A 17,602-nucleotide genomic window follows, 5' to 3' on the forward strand; every position below is an offset into this window, starting at 1 on the left:
GAACGAGTGACCCGAGTGCGACTGTCCGCCACCCGTAATTCGCGTGGCCGCAAAGCCCCGTTGGGGCAGGATGGCGGCATGACTACCGCTGCCTCCGCGTACGACGGCCGCCCCGTGGTCCTGGACCGGCGCGACGGTCCGTACGGGGAGGTGGTGCTGCGCAGGCACGGCGAGTTGTTGCAGATCATCGCCAACGGCTGCTTCCTGATGGACACCTCCGACGGCCGCTCGGAACGGCTGCTGGTGGACGCCGCGCGGGCGGCCCTGGACGGGCGGCCGGCGCCGGATGTGCTGATCGACGGGCTCGGCGTCGGCTTCTCGCTCGCGCACGCCGCACGGGACGCCCGCTGGGGGCGGATCACGGTGGTGGAGCGGGAGGCGGCGGTCGTCGGCTGGCACCGCGACGGCCCGTTGTCCGCGTTCTCCGCACGCGCGTTCGCCGATCCGCGCACGGTGATCGTGGAGGACGATCTCGTGGCGTTCGTCAATGAGACTTGCGACACGTTCGACGCGCTGTGCCTGGACATCGACAACGGGCCCGGCTGGACCGTCGACACGGCCAACGAGGGCCTTTACTCGCCGGCCGGACTCACAAGCTGCGCAAGGGTGTTGAGACCGGGCGGGGTACTGGCCGTATGGTCGGCGCAGCCGTCGGCGGAATTCGAAGAAACCTTGCGGAATGCCGGGTTCACGCAGGTGCGTACCGAAGAGATGCCGGTTGCCCGGGGCGTTCCGGACGTCGTTCACCTTGCCGTCCGCCCTGGATAGCGAGTGCGCCGTCTGTCCCCGTAATGTGCATCCCTGACGCGGATCATTCAAGCGTCAATCGCAGTCATGGGATCACCCCACTGGTTCCGGAAAGCACACAGGGGCGGGCGATGGAGCAGACACACACCTCCCAGAACGGCACGGCGACGGCGACTGCGGGCGCCCAGCGCCGTGTTCTGGTCGTCGAGGACGACCCCACGATCGTCGACGCCATCGCGGCCCGCCTGCGCGCCGAGGGATTCCTCGTGCAAACCGCGGGTGACGGCCCGGCCGCCGTCGACACGGCCGAGGCCTGGCAGCCCGATCTGCTGATCCTCGACATCATGCTGCCCGGCTTCGACGGTCTGGAGGTCTGCCGTCGCGTGCAGGCCGCCCGGCCGGTGCCGGTGCTGATGCTCACCGCGCGCGACGACGAGACCGACATGCTGGTCGGCCTCGGGGTCGGCGCCGACGACTACATGACCAAGCCGTTCTCCATGCGGGAGCTGGCGGCGCGCGTGCACGTACTGCTGCGCCGGGTGGAGCGGGCGGCCATCGCGGCCTCCACGCCCCGCTCCGGCATCCTGCGCCTCGGCGAGCTGGAGATCGACCACGCCCAGCGCCGGGTGCGGGTGCGCAGCGAGGACGTGCACCTCACGCCGACCGAGTTCGACCTGCTGGTGTGCCTGGCCAACACCCCGCGCGCGGTGCTCTCCCGTGAGCAGCTGCTGGCCGAGGTGTGGGACTGGGCGGACGCCTCCGGCACCCGCACGGTCGACAGCCACATCAAGGCGCTGCGCCGGAAGATCGGCGCCGAGCGGATCCGCACCGTGCACGGTGTGGGCTACGCGCTGGAGACCCCGTCGCCATGAGCGCCGGGCCGACCGGACCGAGAGGCCCCGGAGGGCCAGGGGGCCCCGGGGCCGGGCCCTGGGGCGGGGTGCGCCCGTTCTCGATCAAGACCAAGCTGGGCGCGCTGGTCGTCGTCTCGGTGCTGATCACCACGGGTCTGTCGATGATCGCGGTGCACACCAAGACGGAGCTCCGCTTCATCACGGTCTTCTCGATGATCGCCACACTGCTGATAACGCAGTTCGTGGCGCATTCGCTCACCGCGCCGCTGGACGACATGAACACGGTGGCCAAGTCGATCTCGCAGGGCGACTACACGCGCCGGGTGCGCGAGAACCGCCGGGACGAGCTGGGCGACCTGGCCGAGACGATCAACGTCATGGCCGACGAGCTGGAGGCCCAGGACCGCCAGCGCAAGGAACTGGTCGCGAACGTCTCGCACGAGCTGCGGACGCCCATCGCGGGCCTGCGGGCCGTCCTGGAGAACGTCGTGGACGGGATCGCCGAGCCGGACACCGAGACCATGCGCACGGCCCTCAAGCAGACCGAGCGCCTCGGCCGGCTGGTGGAGACGCTGCTGGACCTCTCCCGCCTCGACAACGGGGTCGTACCGCTGCGGCAGCGCCGTTTCGAGGTGTGGCCGTACCTCTCGGGGGTGCTCAAGGAGGCCAACATGGTCGCCGGGGCGCGCGGGCTCGCCTCCAACTCCGGCAGCCACACCCGGACGGACGTCCATCTGCACCTGGACGTGTCCCCGCCGGAGCTCACCGCGCACGCCGACCCGGAGCGCATCCACCAGGTCGTGGCGAACCTCATCGACAACGCGGTCAAGCACAGCCCGCCGCACGGCCGGGTGACCGTACGGGCGCGGCGCGGGCCGCTGCCGGAGTCGCTGGAGCTGGAGGTCCTGGACGAGGGCCCCGGCATTCCGCGCTCGGAGTGGCACCGGGTCTTCGAGCGCTTCAACCGGGGGGCCGTACGGCGGCCGCACGGGCCGGGCAGCGACGGCGGTACGGGGCTGGGGCTGGCGATCGCCCGCTGGGCGGTGGATCTGCACGGTGGCGGGATCGGCGTGGCCGAATCCGACCGGGGTTGCAGGATTATCGTCACTCTCCCGGGGCTTTCCTCCGTCCCAAGTTGACGTAAAGTTCGATCCGGAGCCTCAAGATCCACCTGTGCTCCGGACGGCCGTCGGCGCACCGGGACACGTGTGATCAGGCACGGCCCCCGCGCAGTTCGCGCCGGGGTCCGGAACGAGGCGATCTCCGGTATGGCGGAGCCATGCCCGGTTAGGTCCGATCACAGGGGAACCACGCTTGTTTCCCGCCATTTCAAGCCCTGAAACAAGTTTTCCGGTGTGACTTACGCGACGATGACCTTGCTCAGCCTGACCTTCCCGGCCATGGAGGCGTAGCCTTTATTCCCGCTGTCCATCACCTTGTGAAGCGGAAGAGGGCGGTTGCCGCCGTGTCGCCACAGTCCCCCAGTAACTCGAGCATCTCGACCGACGCAGACCAAGCGGGCAAGAACCCCGCGGCCGCGTTCGGACCGAACGAGTGGCTCGTCGACGAGATCTATCAGCAGTACCTCCAGGACCCGAATTCGGTAGACCGAGCCTGGTGGGACTTCTTCGCCGACTACAAGCCGGGAGCGCCCGCCGCCCCGGCTCCGGCGGGTACCGCGGCCGCGGGGGCCGCGGGCACCGGCACCACACCCGCGCCGGCCCAGCCGGCTCCGGCCGCGCCGGCGCCCGCGCAGCCCGCGCCCGCCGCCCAGGCGCCCGCGGCCCCGGCCGCGCCGGTCGCTCCGGCCGCCCCCGCGGCGCCCAAGGCGGCAGCGCCCGCCGCGGCCCCCGCTCCGGCGCCCGCGAAGCCCGCCGCCGCCCCGGCCGCCAAGCCGGCCGCCGCCGCCAAGGCCGCGCCCGCCGCCGCGTCCGAGGGCCCCGAGCTGATCACGCTCCGTGGCCCGGCCGCCGCCGTCGCGAAGAACATGAACGCCTCGCTGGAGCTGCCGACGGCCACCTCGGTCCGCGCGGTCCCGGTGAAGCTGCTCTTCGACAACCGGATCGTCATCAACAACCACCTGAAGCGCGCCCGGGGCGGGAAGATCTCCTTCACGCACCTGATCGGCTTCGCGATGGTGCAGGCCCTCAAGGCCATGCCGTCGATGAACTACTCGTTCGCGGAGAAGGACGGCAAGCCGACCCTGGTCAAGCCGCCGCACGTGAACTTCGGCCTGGCCATCGACCTGGTGAAGCCCAACGGCGACCGCCAGCTCGTCGTGGCCGGCATCAAGAAGGCCGAGACCCTGAACTTCTTCGAGTTCTGGCAGGCCTACGAGGACATCGTCCGTCGCGCCCGCGACAACAAGCTGACGATGGACGACTTCACCGGGGTCACGGTCTCCCTGACCAACCCCGGCGGCCTCGGCACCGTCCACTCGGTCCCGCGTCTGATGCCCGGCCAGTCGGTCATCATGGGCGTCGGCTCCATGGACTACCCCGCGGAGTTCCAGGGCACCAGCCAGGACACCCTGAACAAGCTCGGCATCTCGAAGGTCATGACGCTCACGTCGACCTACGACCACCGGGTCATCCAGGGCGCCGCCTCCGGCGAGTTCCTGCGCCAGGTGGCGAACCTCCTCCTCGGCGAGAACGGCTTCTACGACGAGATCTTCGAGGCGCTGCGCATCCCCTACGAGCCGGTCCGCTGGCTCCGGGACATCGACGCCTCGCACGACGACGACGTCACCAAGGCCGCCCGCGTCTTCGAGCTGATCCACTCCTACCGGGTCCGCGGCCACGTCATGGCCGACACCGACCCGCTGGAGTACAAGCAGCGCAAGCACCCCGACCTCGACATCACCGAGCACGGGCTCACCCTGTGGGACCTGGAGCGCGACTTCGCGGTCGGCGGCTTCGCCGGCAAGTCGATGATGAAGCTGCGCGACATCCTCGGCGTGCTGCGCGACTCGTACTGCCGCACCACCGGCATCGAGTTCATGCACATCCAGGACCCGAAGCAGCGCAAGTGGATCCAGGACCGCGTGGAGCGCCCGCACTCCAAGATGGAGCGCGAGGAGCAGCTGCGGATCCTGCGCCGCCTGAACGCGGCGGAGGCCTTCGAGACCTTCCTCCAGACGAAGTACGTCGGCCAGAAGCGGTTCTCCCTGGAGGGCGGCGAGTCCGTCATCCCGCTGCTCGACGCGGTCCTGGACTCGGCCGCCGAGTCCCGCCTCGACGAGGTCGTCATCGGCATGGCCCACCGCGGCCGCCTGAACGTCCTCGCCAACATCGTCGGCAAGTCGTACGCGCAGATCTTCCGCGAGTTCGAGGGCAACCTCGACCCGAAGTCGATGCACGGCTCCGGCGACGTGAAGTACCACCTGGGCGCCCAGGGCACCTTCACCGGCCTGGACGGCGAGCAGATCACCGTCTCGCTGGCCGCGAACCCCTCCCACCTGGAGACGGTCGACCCGGTCATCGAGGGCATCGCCCGCGCCAAGCAGGACATCATCAACAAGGGCGGCACGGACTTCACGGTGCTGCCGGTCGCGCTGCACGGTGACGCGGCCTTCGCGGGCCAGGGCGTGGTGGCCGAGACCCTGAACATGTCGCAGCTGCGCGGCTACCGCACCGGCGGCACGGTCCACATCGTCATCAACAACCAGGTCGGCTTCACCGCGGCCCCCGAGTCCTCGCGTTCCTCCATGTACGCGACGGACGTGGCCCGCATGATCGAGGCCCCGATCTTCCACGTGAACGGCGACGACCCGGAGGCCGTCGTGCGCGTCGCGCGGCTCGCCTTCGAGTTCCGCCAGGCGTTCAACAAGGACGTGGTGATCGACCTCATCTGCTACCGCCGCCGCGGTCACAACGAGTCGGACAACCCGGCCTTCACCCAGCCGCTGATGTACGACCTGATCGACAAGAAGCGCTCGGTGCGCAAGCTCTACACCGAGTCCCTGATCGGTCGCGGCGACATCACCCTGGAAGAGGCCGAGCAGGCCCTCCAGGACTACCAGGGCCAGCTGGAGAAGGTCTTCACGGAGGTCCGCGAGGCCACCTCGCAGCCGGCCGCCGCGGACGCCCACGAGCCGCAGGACGGCTTCCCGGTCGCCGTGCCGACCGCGATCTCCGCGGAGGTCGTGAAGCGCATCGCCGAGTCCCAGGTCAACATCCCGGACCACTTCACCGTCCACCCGCGTCTGCTGCCGCAGCTACAGCGCCGGGCGGCGATGATCGAGGACGGCACCATCGACTGGGGCATGGGCGAGACCCTGGCCATCGGCTCGCTGCTGATGGAGGGCACCCCGGTGCGCCTGTCCGGCCAGGACTCCCAGCGCGGCACCTTCGGCCAGCGCCACGCGGTCCTCATCGACCGCGAGACGGGCGCCGACTACACCCCGCTGCTCTACCTGTCGGAGGAGCAGGCCCGCTACAACGTCTACAACTCGCTGCTCTCCGAGTACGCGGTGATGGGCTTCGAGTACGGCTACTCGCTGGCCCGTCCGGACGCGCTGGTGATGTGGGAGGCGCAGTTCGGTGACTTCACCAACGGCGCCCAGTCGATCGTCGACGAGTACATCTCGGCGGCCGAGCAGAAGTGGGGCCAGACGTCCGGCGTCACCCTGCTGCTGCCGCACGGTTACGAGGGCCAGGGTCCGGACCACTCCTCGGCCCGCATCGAGCGCTTCCTCCAGCTCTGCGCCCAGAACAACATGACGGTCGCGATGCCGACCCTCCCCTCGAACTACTTCCACCTCCTGCGGTGGCAGGTGCACAACCCGCACCACAAGCCGCTGGTCGTCTTCACCCCGAAGTCGATGCTGCGTCTGAAGGCGGCGGCCTCGAAGGCGGAGGAGTTCACGAGCGGCGAGTTCCGTCCGGTCATCGGCGACTCGTCGGTGGACCCGAACGCGGTCCGCAAGGTCGTCTTCTGCACCGGCAAGGTCTACTACGACCTGGAGGCCGAGCGGCAGAAGCGTGGCGAGACGGACACGGCGATCATCCGTCTGGAGCGCCTGTACCCGCTGCCGGGTGCCGAGCTCCAGGCCGAGGTCAACAAGTACCCGAACGCCGCGAAGTACCTGTGGGTCCAGGAGGAGCCGGCGAACCAGGGTGCCTGGCCGTTCATCGCCCTCAACCTGATCGACCACCTGGACCTGGCGGTCGGCGCGGACGTCCCGGCCGGCGAGCGGCTGCGCCGCATCTCCCGCCCGCACAGCTCCTCCCCGGCCGTCGGTTCCGCGAAGCGGCACCAGGCGGAGCAGGAGCAGCTGGTGCGTGAGGTGTTCGAGGCGTAGGCCTCCCGGCACACCGGCCGAAGGGCCCGGTCCCCGTCACGGGGGCCGGGCCCTTCGGCGTGGCACGGAGATCAGCTGGCCTGGGGTTCGAAGTCCCAGTAGGGGCGGTTGCGGGCACGCGCCGAGATGGTGTGGATGTGCTGCCTGCCCAGGGTGGCCTCCAGGTCGGCGAGGGCCTCCCGCTCGACCTTCTCGGCCTGCGGGCCCGAGCGCAGCCCACGCAGGTCGGACGCGTGGGCGACACGCGCGGACAGGGTGAGGGGGTGGGCGCGGCCCAGGGTCTCGGTGGCCCGGACGATCGTGGTCCTGCTCAGTTCCGCCGCGGACTCCATGTCACCGACGAGGTTGCGCATCGCCGAGGCGTTGATGGCACAGCCGAGCGTGTAGGGGTGGTTCTCACCGACGGCGCCTGCCATGTCGGCGAGGGCCTGCTCGATCAGCGCATGCGCGTTCTCGCGCTCTCCCACGCTGCGCAGCACCAGGGCCTGGTTGGCCCGGGCGCCGATGATGAACGGGTGTCCCTCCGGCAGCAGGCGCAGGTAGCGCTCCAGGACGGAGTCGCCGGTCTCACGGGCCAGGTCGATGTCGCCGTGCTCACGGTGGAAGCAGCTGTGGCTGACGGCGGCGGCGAGGGTGAGGAGATGCCAGACGCCGAGTTTGCGTTCGAAGCCTTCCACCACCTTCGCGAGCATCGTTCCGGCCGCCGCGCGGTCTCCGCCGCGCAGCTTGCAGAGGGCCAGGTTGTGCTCGGCGCGCAGGGTGTTCTGGTGGTTCTCGCCCACGACGAGCCGGTAGTCGCGCACGTTCCTGGTCTGGATGGACTCGGCCTCCGTGTAGCGGCCCAGCAGCCGGAGACCGATCGAGTACGACACCTCGGAGAACAGCGTCCAGAGGTGCCGGCCCCTCAGCACCAGCCGGCGTTGCTCCAGTGTCTGCCGGTCGATCTCCAGGGCTTCCTGGTACCGGCCCACGAGTCGCAGGGCGAAACCCAGGTTGTTCAGGGCGTTGAGCGTACGGGAGTCCTGGTCGCCGAGGAGTTCGCGGTAGGCGGGGTGCAGCCACTGGTACAGCTCCAGGGCCTCGTCGTACCTGGCGAGGCTCCACAGGTCGGCGCCCAGCCCGTTGGCCGCGCGCAGGGCGTCCAGGTCCCGGTCCCCGCGCTCGCGGAACAGGTGTTCCATCGCGTGCCGGTCGAGTTTCTCGGTCTCCTCGAACTGGCCCGACGCCCGCAGCAGGTTGGCGTATACGTTGGTGGCCTCCCAGACGCGTTGGTGCGACTCGCCCAGCAGCTCCCGCCAGACCTCGACGGTCCGCCTGGCCAGCTTCCAGCCGGCCGTGTACTCGCCCGCGTAGTACATGTAGAACAGGCAGTTGAGGACGAGGCTCTGGACCCTGCGGTCGGTGCTGTTGATGACATCCGCGTACTTCAGGTGCGGCACGATCTCCGCGTACGCCTCCCAGTTGCGGGTGTCGGTCGGACGGCCGGGGTCCGCCTCGGCCAGCGCCCGCCGCACCACGTCGACGAACTCCCGCCGGTCCTCCTCCGGCATGTCCCTGCTGACGACCTGGTGCACCATCCGGTGCAGGTACGCCGACTCCCCGGCCGACGGCCCCGCGTCCGTACCGACCTCGTGGGACTCCAGACGGACCACGGAGTACTGGCGCAGCTGGTTGATCGCCCTGTTCCACAGGAGCGGATCGTCCAGCAGCCCGGTCAGCTGTTCCGGCAGGTCGTCGTGGGACATGTCGCGCAGCAGGCGCACGGGGATGAAGCCCGGCGCGAAGAACGTGCACAGGCGCAGCAGGTCGACGGATTCCGGGACCGTCTCCCGCAGCTTGTTCAGCAGGATCGACCAGGCGGTCTGGAAGGCCAGGGGGAAGTCGGCGGACACCCGGACCACGTCGAGGTCGACGCCGCCCTCCAGGAGCGCGATGTAGTCCTCGACGGTCAGGTCCGAGTCGTTCAGCCAGCCGGCCGTCTGGTCGAGCAGCAGGGGCAGGTCCTCCAGGGCCTCGGCGAGCCGGTCGGCCTCCTCCTCCGTCAGCCGGGGCGCGCGGCGCCGGATGAAGGCGACCGACTCATCCCGGTCGTAGACGTGCACTTCGAGCAGCCGGCTGTTGTGCTCGGCCCATTCCGGGTTGCGGGAGGTGATGATCACATGCCCCGGTCCGGTCGGGACCAGGTCCCAGATCTGCTCCGGCTCGTCCGCGCCGTCCAGGATCAGCAGCCAGCGGGAGAGCGGGGTGCCCCGGCGCAGCGAGTCACGGACCGCGCGAAGCCGCTCACCGTACTCGTCGCCCGTGGGCAGGCCGAGTTTCGGGGCGAGTTCGGCCAGCAGACGGCGGAAGGAGACCCTGCTCTCCGCATTGACCCACCAGACCACGTCGTACTCGGAACCGAAGCGGTAGACGTACTCGGCGGCCAGCTGGGTCTTGCCCACCCCGGACATGCCGTACAGCGTGACGACCCCGGCTCCCGGCTCGCTGCTCTGCAACAGGTGGTACGCGTCGTTCAGCAGCGGCTCGCGGCCCGTGAAGCGGGTGTTGCGGCGCGGCACACCGCCCCATACCTCGGGCATCTCGGCGGGGAAACGGGGTCCGCGACGGCCCTCGTCCGGCGGGCGGCCGTCGGCCGACAGGTCCAGGCGGTCCAGCAGCCGCCGTTCCGCCTCGTCGGCGCCCATGTTGGTCAGGTCGACCGGTGCCAGTACGGCGACGGCGGTGGGGGCGGGAGCGCTGGTGACGGAAACGGCGGCGAACCTGGCGTGCTCCGGCGCGACGACCTCGCGCAGTGCCGCGTTCCACTCCGCGAAGGTGCGGGAACCGAGCTGGAAGTAGTGCTCGCTCACCAGGACGAGCACCCGCCCCGGGGCGAGCGCGAGGCCGCGCAGGAGGTCCACCAGGGTCTCCTCCGGCGGGGCGTCCCAGCGCATGTAGACGACCCGGACACCCAGCCGCTCCAGCCTGTCCCCGATCCACATCGCCCAGGCCCGGTTGAACGGGGCGAAGCTGATCGTGATCGTCTGCCTCACGACCCCCCTCTCGGCCGGCCCGGCCGGCACCGGAGTTCCAGACCTGTCACGGCCGGCACGCGTGGCCATGGGCTTCGAACATGCAGCAGCCTCCCCTGGATCGCCAGAAATCGTAGGGCCTCCGCGCAGTTCTCCGGTAGGTGACCGACGCGGAGACGGCCGGCGGACGGCACTTCGTCACTCCTGCGGGTACCGGACCGCGGGGCCGTGCCGCCGGGTCCACAGGTCGCGCGCCTCGTTCACGGACGCCTCCGCCCGCGCCGTGTGGCCCCTGGGCGCGGGGAACTCGGCCAGACGCTCATGGGTGGCGACCAACTGGTCCACGAACCTCCGTCCGGGCGCGGTGAGTTCGGGCGACCCCACCAGTGCGGGCAGCGCCGCCGCCACCTGGGCGCGGTAGCGGGCGTGCTCGGACCAGGCGGTCTCACGGTGCCCGGGGTGCTCGGCCCGGAGGGCGCAGCGCTGGAAGAAGTCGGCCAGCGCGAGATGCGAGTACACGCCCTGCAACAGACCGTCGTACGGTCGTGGGTCCGGGCGCCAGGGCGCGAAGTGACGCCGCTGCGGCCCGGCGTGGTGCAGGTCCAGCATGTCGCTGAGCACGCAGAGCTTCGTGTGCTGGAGTTCGTGCACGATCGTCGCGGCGAACGTCGCCGGGGTGGGCGGTGCGCTGCTGAACAGCGCGCCGAAGGCCTCGCGACGCGTTCCGCTGCAACTGCCGGTCCCTCCCGTGTCCGTGGTGTCCGGGTCGGGCCGGGGCGGTTCGGCGAGCGGCACCAGGCAGCGCAGCAGGACGACGGCTTCGGTCACCCGGTGTTCGCCGCCCAGACGCAGCATGTCGGCGGTCCCCGACCAGGCCTCCAGCCAGCGTTTGCGGGCCGTCTCGTCGAGCGCCGTCGGGCCGCTCAGTTCGTGGTGCCGCGGGTCGCCGCGCACGGTGCGGTACGGATCCAGGTCGTCCAGCGGCAGCGGCGGGCCGTCGGGCAGCAGACCGGGCAGGGCGTACGCGGGAGTCCAGCCGGGCGCCGCGGACCAGGCGCCGATGCCGTCCTCCATCTGGACCACGACAGCCGCGGCGCCGGTTTGACGCAGCGTCAACCGTCCGTCCGCGCAGTCGACGTCGACCGGGACCTCCCCCGGTCCGGCCGTGCGCAGTGACCCGAGCGACGGCAGCACGAGCACGCCGTCCCGGGCGGTCAGCCGTACGGTGAAGGAGATCCCGGCGCGGGCGGCGGCCGCGGCGGCGAGCGTCCCGAGGTGGCCGAGATCGTGTCCGAGTTCGCGGACGCGCCGCTCGGTGGGCGGTCCGGCCTCCGGTCCCAGACCGCTCAGGCAGTGGCGGACCCAGAGGCCGACCAGGGGGTCGAGGAGACGGGCACGCGCGGGGGTCGTCGCGTAGGGCGGTGACGGGTTCCCCCGGTCCCCGGCGGGGAGCACCCGGTCGGCCGTCTCCAGCAGCTGCCAGTCCTCCCGCAGCCGGGCACGGGCGCCGGCCGGGAGCACCGCCGTGTCCGCGCCCTCGGCCGCGTCGAGCAGGGCGCGCAGCATGAGCAGGCGCCGGGTGTCCTGGTCGCGCACCAGCAGCGCCAGGGTCTCCGGATCGCCTTCGGTGCGGCCCAGTGCCTCCAGGGACCGGTCCGGAAGTGAAGGGAACAGCACGGGCGGGGGCCTCTCCTCGGACGTGGACACCACCGGGGCGGGGACGGGGGCCGTCGTGGCGGCCCCGGTGAGTCTCCTGTGCACGTGCCGGATGAAGCGTTGCAGGTCGGCGCAGTACACGGAGGGGTTCGTGAAGCCCTGCCCGGCCCGGTAGCGGTGGGCGTAGTGGCCGCCGCCGCAGACGTCGAGCAGGGGACAGGCGCGGCACTGGGCCGAGAGCGCCGCCACGCCGGCCTGCCGGGCGGCCACCCCGGGGTGCCGCAACGCGTCGTCGAAGCCGTGCCGGAACACGTCCAGGCCGGTCTCGGCGGCGCCCTCGTAGGCGGACTTCAGCGAGTCGACCTGTTCGATGGACCCGTCGGTCTCCACGACGACCGCGTCGAACGGGGCGAGTCCCAGCGACTCGGTGGCGGCGGGCAGGCCCAGCAGCAGCGCGATGCACTCCTCGAACAGCCGTACCCGTACTTCGCGGCGGCCGGAGCGCCACCAGCGGTCGAAGACCGCGCAGAGCCAGTCGCCGTAGCGGGTGGCCTCCAGGCGCGGCGGCGGCGCGGACCAGTTGCCGTGCGGCAGCAGCAGGTCGAGGGCGGGCGGTCGCAGGGCGAGCAGGGACTCGTAGGTCTCCACCGGATCGAGGGTGGGGTCGACGACCGTGAGGATTCCGGCGTACGCGTCCGGGAAGCGGTCGGCGACCAGCCGGGCCCCGCGCGAGGCGGCCGGCCAGGAGGGGCGTCCCGCGTGGTCGACGCGGCGGGCGTTGTGCGCGGCGAGCCCGCCGTCCAGGCTGATGCCGACCCGGATGCCGTGCCGGGCCAGCGTGGTCATCCGTTCCTCGGTGAGGAGGGTGGCGTTGGTCTGCACGGTGGCGTGGACCGTACAGCCGACGGGGACGCGCTCGCGGACGAGTCCGGTGAAGCGGGCCAGCGTGCCGGCGCCCGCCAGCAGGGGTTCACCGCCGTGCAGGACGAGCGAGACGGCTGTCAGCCCATGGCTTCGCGCGTGCTCGGCGATCCGGTCCGCCGTGCGGTCGAGCACCGCGTCCGGTGCCGCCGCGGGACGTCCGCGCCAGGTGTGGTCGGGGCCCTCGTACAGGTAGCAGTAGCGGCAGGCCAGATTGCAGCGGCCGTGCACTTTGACGATGAACTGACGGAACGGGGAGGGCCCGGCGCCCCCTCGTCCGCTCCCGGATCCGGCCGCAGCCTCTTCGGACACGTCGGTCACCCCCCGCTTCCACGGCCCGGTTCGGCGGGGCCGTCGCGCCGCCGCCTAGAACGAGTTGTTGAATCCCCACAGCATCTCGGTCGGCCGGGCCGCCCGTTCCGTCAGCTCCGCGAGCACCTGACGCAAGACGGGATGGTCCACCTCTTTCAGTTCCCCCAGGTCCAGTTCGAGCAGGTCCGGCAGGTCCGGCAGCGGCTCCGCCGCCCCGGCCTCCGGCAACGCCCGGTCCCTTGCGTCCACCCCAGGTTCCTCTCGCATCATGCTGCTGCTCAGTCCCGATCCAGCTCCGCCAGTCGCTGCGCCGTGTGCTGCGCAGTGGGCTCACCCGTGACCGCCCACCCCGCGGGCAACCTAGACCAGAGCGTACGGGCGAGCCGATAGGCCTCGCGCGCGGCCTGCGGGCGATGCGCCGCATCGTAGGACATACCACGCCAGTGGTGCGCCTGTGCACCGAGTTGCACCGCTTCCGAGCGCGCCCGGGCCGAGTCGCTGTACGCCTCGGCGTCCGCGGCCGCCTCCGCGGCGGCCCGGAACGAGTCGACGGCGGCGTCCAGACGGGTGGGCCGATCCGGGCTCCGGTGCGCCTCGTACTGGACGTGCCCCAGTTCGATCAGGCAGCGGGCCGACAGCAGCGGGTCGTCGAAGTCCGGCGCCGCCAGTCCGAAGATGTACTCGGCCTCCCGCAGGTCGACGCGTTCGCCCAGGGCGCGGTAGCGGAGCATCAGCCCACGCCCTAGCAGGAAGAGCCGAGGGGCGAGTCGGCGGCTGCCCGCCGGCGTCTCCGCGCGGCAGACCCGCAGCACCCGGATCGCCTCGGCCAACGGTTCGAGGACGTGGGAACCGGTCGGCGGGGCCGCCTGCCGGAGCAGGACCTCGCCCCATTCCGCGAGGACGTCCGCGTGCTCCGGCGCGTCCCGGGGCGTCGACTCCGCCGCCTGCTTGAACCGGGCCGCCGCCGCACCCAGTTCCCGCGGCTCCCCGGACCGCGCGTACCGAGCCGTCCTGATGCGCCCCGCCCGCACCAGCAGACGCGCGCGCGTGCTCTGCTTGCCGGGGACCAGGGCCAGACCCCTTTCGACGCACTGCTGGGCCTCCTCCAGGTCACCGTCCGAGCCGAGCAGGGCGTCGACGAGGTCCAGCAGGGCCCCGGCGCGCTCCGGGGAGGACTCGGTCCCGGGGCCGCCGTCGGGGTCCCGGTGGCCGGCCACGGCGGTACGCAGCGACCGCGCGCTCTGTGCCGCGTAGCCGCGGGCGAGTTCGGGGTCGGCCGTCGCGCCGGAGAGGCGCAGCAGGAGGCGGCCGTGGGCCAGCGCCAGTCCGGGTGGACGGTGCCGCTGGTCCGGCCGGCCGTCGGCGAACGCCTCCAGCATGCCGACCGCGCCCTGGAGCAGCGCGCTGTCGCCGCCGAGCCGCCACTGCTCCTCCAGCGCACCGGCCCGCTCCAGCGCGAGCTCCAACGCCTCCCGTTCGTCGAGTTCGGGGGCGCCGCAGGCCACCGCGTACTCCCGGTCGGCGCGGCGCAGCAGGTCGAGGGCGGCCGTCCGTTCGCCGCGCCGTCTGCGGTCGGTGGCGGCGGCCCGCAGCACCCGGGCCAGGACGGCCCGTTCGCGCCGCGCGTACGGGTGGGCCACGGCCCGTTCCGCCGCCCGCTCGGCCTCGCGCAGCAGATCGCCGCCGCCCTGCACCTCCCACAGCCGCAGGACGCAGGTCGCGTACTCCGCCCACAGCTCGGGTTGTTCCGAGCCCAGTGGTTCCTCGTCCGCGGTCGCCCCGCGCAGCAGCCGCACGGCGTCGATGAGGTCCTGCACCATGCCCTCGGCATGGAACCGGGTGCGCAGGTCGCGGGCCCTGCCGACGGCCCGGTGGGGGGCGCGCTCACCGGAGCGTACGGCGGTGTCACGGCCGTAGGGCCGGAACTGTTCGGGCAGCGGCATGAAGTGTTCGAGGACCCGGGCGGCGACCTCGGCGAAGGGCTGCGGTACCCGGGTCGCGTCCCCGTCGTGGTCCGCCTGGGCCGGCCGGCCGGTGCCCACCGGGGTGTGCGGCAGCCCGGCGCCACCGAGCTGGAGGAGGGCGAGAGCCGGGAAGTTGGGGCCGCTCCTGCGGAAGCGCTGCTCGATGTACTCCGAGCAGCGTTTGAGGACGAGGACTGCCTCGTCGCGGCCGAGCGGGGCGAGCAGGATCTCCTGGACCTCGGGCTTCATCTCGTACCACGGGGAGCCGTCCGCGCCCAGGTCGCCGTGGTCCTCGCGGGCACGGGTGACCAGGCCGCTGAGCAGCACCTCGGCTAGTTCGGAGGGGCCGGAGTCGGGCAGCATCGTCCGCTGCACCAGCTGCATCACCGGCAGCCAGAGCGGGGCGGCCGCCAGGTAGACGGCGAGCCGGACGGCGCCCGGCGAGGCGGTGGACCGGAACCCGCGGAACCGCTCGGCCGGGGACACGGCGCGCGCAGGGCGGGACGCCGGTGCGGCCGGCTGGTCCGGGCGCACCCAGCCCACCGCCCCCGGAACCGGTCCGCCGATCCCGGACAGCAGCCTCGCCCACGCCCCGAGCGCCACCGGCTCCGGCGGCAGCACCGGTACCGGTACGGCGCCCCGCGTTCCGCCCGAGGCGGTGCCCGACGCGGTGCGCACCCGTAGCACGCCGGCCCCGCCGAGCGTGTCACCCCGGCTGAGCTCTCCGTGCGTCACCGGCAGCCGGGTGCGGTGCCACATCCGCTGCGGCAGCGGCTGGAGCACGGCGACCGGGCCTTGCCGGGACAGCCGGTGGAGCAGCCGGTGGGCGCGGCCGCTGTGCCACAGCGGCCCGACGCAGTCGCTGACCAGGACGGTGATCCGGCGTCCGGTCGGGTCACTGAGGCGGTCGGCGGGATGCAGTGGGGCCGCGTGGACGTCCGCGCTGCGGCTGACCGCCACCGTGCCGTCGGGTCCGGTGTGCAGATGGCTCACCTGGATGTCTCCGAAGGCTCCCAACTGACTGAACACCTGGACCAGTTCGTCGAACATCCGGTCCCAGACCCGCATCGAGGTGGAGGCCTCCAGGATCAGTTGCAGCTGGGCGTCGCCCCGGGTCACCGCGCGGTACACGGGCATGATCAGGCCGCCCGCCCGGGCACTCTGCTCGGCGGTCGCCGTCTCGTCCAGCTCGACGCGCAGCGGCGGCGCGGCACCGCGGTAGGCCTGCAACGGCCGCAGCGCGCGCTGGAGTTCGAGAAGTGCGGGCAGGGCGGAGGCGGCGGGCACCGAGAACGGTACTCCGGCGAGCCGCCCGGCGGCCCGGCCGCGCCCCGCGCCGTGCTGCTGCGGCATGGGGTGGAGGAACAGCCTGCGGTCGGCTCCGGTGACGTCGTGGGGCACCGCGGACGGGCGGCCGGCGTCCGCCGCGGGTTCCGGATGCCGTACGGCGGCACCCCGGGGGTCCCCCGCCGGCGGGACGGCCGCCTCGGCGCTCGCCTCCGACGGGCCGGGGCGCGCGGCGGAACCCGGGCCCTGCGGACCGTCCGTGACCGCCCCGGCCGTGGGATGTGCGTACTGGGCCAGCCAGAGGACGTCGCACAGCCCTTCCGGGTCGGGGTCGAGCCCGCTTTCGCGCATCAGGCGGACCAGTCGGGCCAGCGGAGCGCCCTCGGTGCCGCGCGGGTCCGGTTCCGGTGGAACGGGACCGTGTCGCGATGTCGCCTCCGGCATCAGCGGCTCACCTCGGACGGTCGAGACGTTGGATGAGCAGTTCGGCGAGCCGGTCACGACTGGGCGGGGCGGCCGCGTCGGTGAGGTAGATGGCGTTGAGCAGCTGGTCGGTGGCGAGGAGTTCGCTGCGGGAGCGCTCCAGGAACCGGACGATCAGGTCGTCGCCCGCGCGGGCCGCCTCGTCGCCGAGGTGGGCACGGACGAAGGTGGCGAGGCGCTCGTGATCGGGGCGGCCCAGCTCGAGGTGGATGCAGCGGCGCATCAGCGGGGCCGGGAAGTCGCGCTCGCCGTTGCTCGTGAGGACGACGAACGGGAAGGCGCGGCAGCGCACCCGGCCGTCGCGGACCCGGACCTTGGTGCCGTCGTCGGTGAGCACCTCGGCCTCGCCGTCCGGCAGCCGGTCCGCGATCCGCTGCAACTCGGGAATCTCGAACTCGCCCTCCTCCAGCACGTTCAGGAGGTCGTTGGGCAGGTCGATGTCGCTCTTGTCCAGTTCGTCGATCAGCAGCACGCGCGGGGTGGCGGAGGGCAGCAGGGCGGTGCCGAGCGGGCCGAGCCGGATGTAGCTGCCGATCGCCTCCATGGCATTCGGGCCGCCGCCGGCCGCGCCGTACCCGCCCTGTGAGGCGATCTGGACGTCCTGGAGGCGGCCGATCGCGTCGTAGTGGTACAGGCCGTCCTGGAGCGTGGAGCGGCTGACGATGGACCAGCGCAGCACCTCGCCCAGGCCCAGTTCGTACGCCACCGAGTGCGCGAGGGTGCTCTTGCCCGCGCCGGGGCTGCCGGTGACCAGGAGCGGGCGGCGCAGGTAGAGCGCCGCGTTGATCATCTCCAGCTCCTCGGCGCCGGGCCGGTGCAGCTCGGCCAGGTACCGGTACCCGCCGAGCCTGCGGTCCTGGGAGCCGTCGCCGTCCGCCCCGTCCCGGCCCGAGAAGTCCCGCCAGGGAGGCGGTGGGGGCAGTCGGCTCATGCCGTCGTGGGGTTCCCCGGCACCACGGTAGATGAGCCACTCACTGGATTCGGTCATGTCCGGCCCTCGTCGTCCCTCGTCCGTCCCGTCCCCAGGACAGCCGTCGAAGCTGCTTCACGTTATCGACCTTCGGT

9 protein-coding genes and 1 pseudogene are annotated in these 17,602 nt (G+C 72.1%); 4 read left to right on the plus strand and 6 right to left on the minus strand.

Features of this window, described 5'->3' with window-relative positions; translation table 11 throughout:
* Nucleotides 1-78: 78 nt before the first annotated feature.
* The 4 genes from AAW13_RS19505 to AAW13_RS19520 all read left to right on the plus strand — a co-directional run bounded on the left by AAW13_RS19505 (nucleotide 79) and on the right by AAW13_RS19520 (nucleotide 6,903).
* Entirely contained in the window at nucleotides 79-768 is a 690-nt protein-coding gene (locus AAW13_RS19505) for a spermidine synthase family protein (RefSeq protein ID WP_046731906.1), read from the plus strand.
* Between the two features lie 110 nt (nucleotides 769-878).
* On the plus strand, nucleotides 879-1,619 hold the full coding sequence (locus AAW13_RS19510; protein WP_046731905.1) for a response regulator transcription factor: 741 nt from the start codon (nucleotides 879-881) through the stop codon (nucleotides 1,617-1,619).
* The gene (locus tag AAW13_RS19515) at nucleotides 1,616-2,740 is read left to right on the plus strand and encodes a HAMP domain-containing sensor histidine kinase (protein WP_071659606.1); all 1,125 of its coding nucleotides are present in this window, start codon (nucleotides 1,616-1,618) and stop codon (nucleotides 2,738-2,740) included. Before AAW13_RS19510 ends, AAW13_RS19515 begins: the two co-directional genes overlap by 4 nt.
* 326 nt (nucleotides 2,741-3,066) lie before the next feature.
* The gene (locus AAW13_RS19520) at nucleotides 3,067-6,903 is read left to right on the plus strand and encodes a multifunctional oxoglutarate decarboxylase/oxoglutarate dehydrogenase thiamine pyrophosphate-binding subunit/dihydrolipoyllysine-residue succinyltransferase subunit (RefSeq protein ID WP_071659613.1); all 3,837 of its coding nucleotides are present in this window, start codon (nucleotides 3,067-3,069) and stop codon (nucleotides 6,901-6,903) included.
* Between the two features lie 71 nt (nucleotides 6,904-6,974).
* Here the strand turns inward: AAW13_RS19520 and fxsT are convergent, their stop codons facing one another.
* The 6 genes and pseudogenes from fxsT to AAW13_RS19550 form a co-directional block, all read right to left on the minus strand.
* The gene (gene fxsT, locus AAW13_RS19525) at nucleotides 6,975-10,004 is read right to left on the minus strand and encodes an FxSxx-COOH system tetratricopeptide repeat protein (RefSeq protein ID WP_046731192.1); all 3,030 of its coding nucleotides are present in this window, start codon (nucleotides 10,002-10,004) and stop codon (nucleotides 6,975-6,977) included.
* A 108-nt stretch (nucleotides 10,005-10,112) separates the two neighbouring features.
* A complete protein-coding gene (locus tag AAW13_RS19530) occupies nucleotides 10,113-11,480 on the minus strand; it encodes an aKG-HExxH-type peptide beta-hydroxylase (RefSeq protein WP_338059052.1) in 1,368 nt (455 codons plus the stop codon).
* A gap of 156 nt (nucleotides 11,481-11,636) precedes the next feature.
* Nucleotides 11,637-12,803: pseudogene (locus AAW13_RS19535) on the minus strand (FxsB family cyclophane-forming radical SAM/SPASM peptide maturase); the annotation flags it as partial.
* A gap of 54 nt (nucleotides 12,804-12,857) precedes the next feature.
* Complete coding sequence (gene fxsA, locus AAW13_RS19540) at nucleotides 12,858-13,052, minus strand: FxSxx-COOH cyclophane-containing RiPP peptide (protein WP_046731191.1); 195 nt, start codon at nucleotides 13,050-13,052, stop codon at nucleotides 12,858-12,860.
* Between the two features lie 29 nt (nucleotides 13,053-13,081).
* Nucleotides 13,082-16,498, minus strand: a complete 3,417-nt coding sequence (locus tag AAW13_RS19545) for an SAV_2336 N-terminal domain-related protein (RefSeq protein WP_046731190.1) — start codon at nucleotides 16,496-16,498, stop codon at nucleotides 13,082-13,084.
* 7 nt (nucleotides 16,499-16,505) lie between these two features.
* Nucleotides 16,506-17,525 carry an AAA family ATPase gene (locus AAW13_RS19550; RefSeq protein ID WP_046731189.1) on the minus strand — a complete coding sequence of 340 codons (1,020 nt, stop codon included), beginning with the start codon at nucleotides 17,523-17,525 and terminating at the stop codon, nucleotides 16,506-16,508.
* Nucleotides 17,526-17,602 lie beyond the last annotated feature (77 nt).

Source organism: Streptomyces humi (genome assembly GCF_001005085.2).
In the GTDB taxonomy this organism is placed as follows: Bacteria; Actinomycetota; Actinomycetes; order Streptomycetales; family Streptomycetaceae; genus Streptomyces; species Streptomyces humi.

What these genes read in the sequence shown, in the direction of transcription:
- fxsT (WP_046731192.1), bottom strand. Translation starts at nt 10,004, where the DNA reads ATGGCCACGCGTGCCGGCCGTGACAGGTCTGGAACTCCGGTGCCGGCC.
- AAW13_RS19545 (WP_046731190.1), bottom strand. Translation starts at nt 16,498, where the DNA reads ATGCCGGAGGCGACATCGCGACACGGTCCCGTTCCACCGGAACCGGAC.
- AAW13_RS19505 (WP_046731906.1), top strand. Translation starts at nt 79, where the DNA reads ATGACTACCGCTGCCTCCGCGTACGACGGCCGCCCCGTGGTCCTGGAC.
- AAW13_RS19530 (WP_338059052.1), bottom strand. Translation starts at nt 11,480, where the DNA reads ATGCTGCGCGCCCTGCTCGACGCGGCCGAGGGCGCGGACACGGCGGTG.
- AAW13_RS19515 (WP_071659606.1), top strand. Translation starts at nt 1,616, where the DNA reads ATGAGCGCCGGGCCGACCGGACCGAGAGGCCCCGGAGGGCCAGGGGGC.
- AAW13_RS19550 (WP_046731189.1), bottom strand. Translation starts at nt 17,525, where the DNA reads ATGACCGAATCCAGTGAGTGGCTCATCTACCGTGGTGCCGGGGAACCC.
- AAW13_RS19510 (WP_046731905.1), top strand. Translation starts at nt 879, where the DNA reads ATGGAGCAGACACACACCTCCCAGAACGGCACGGCGACGGCGACTGCG.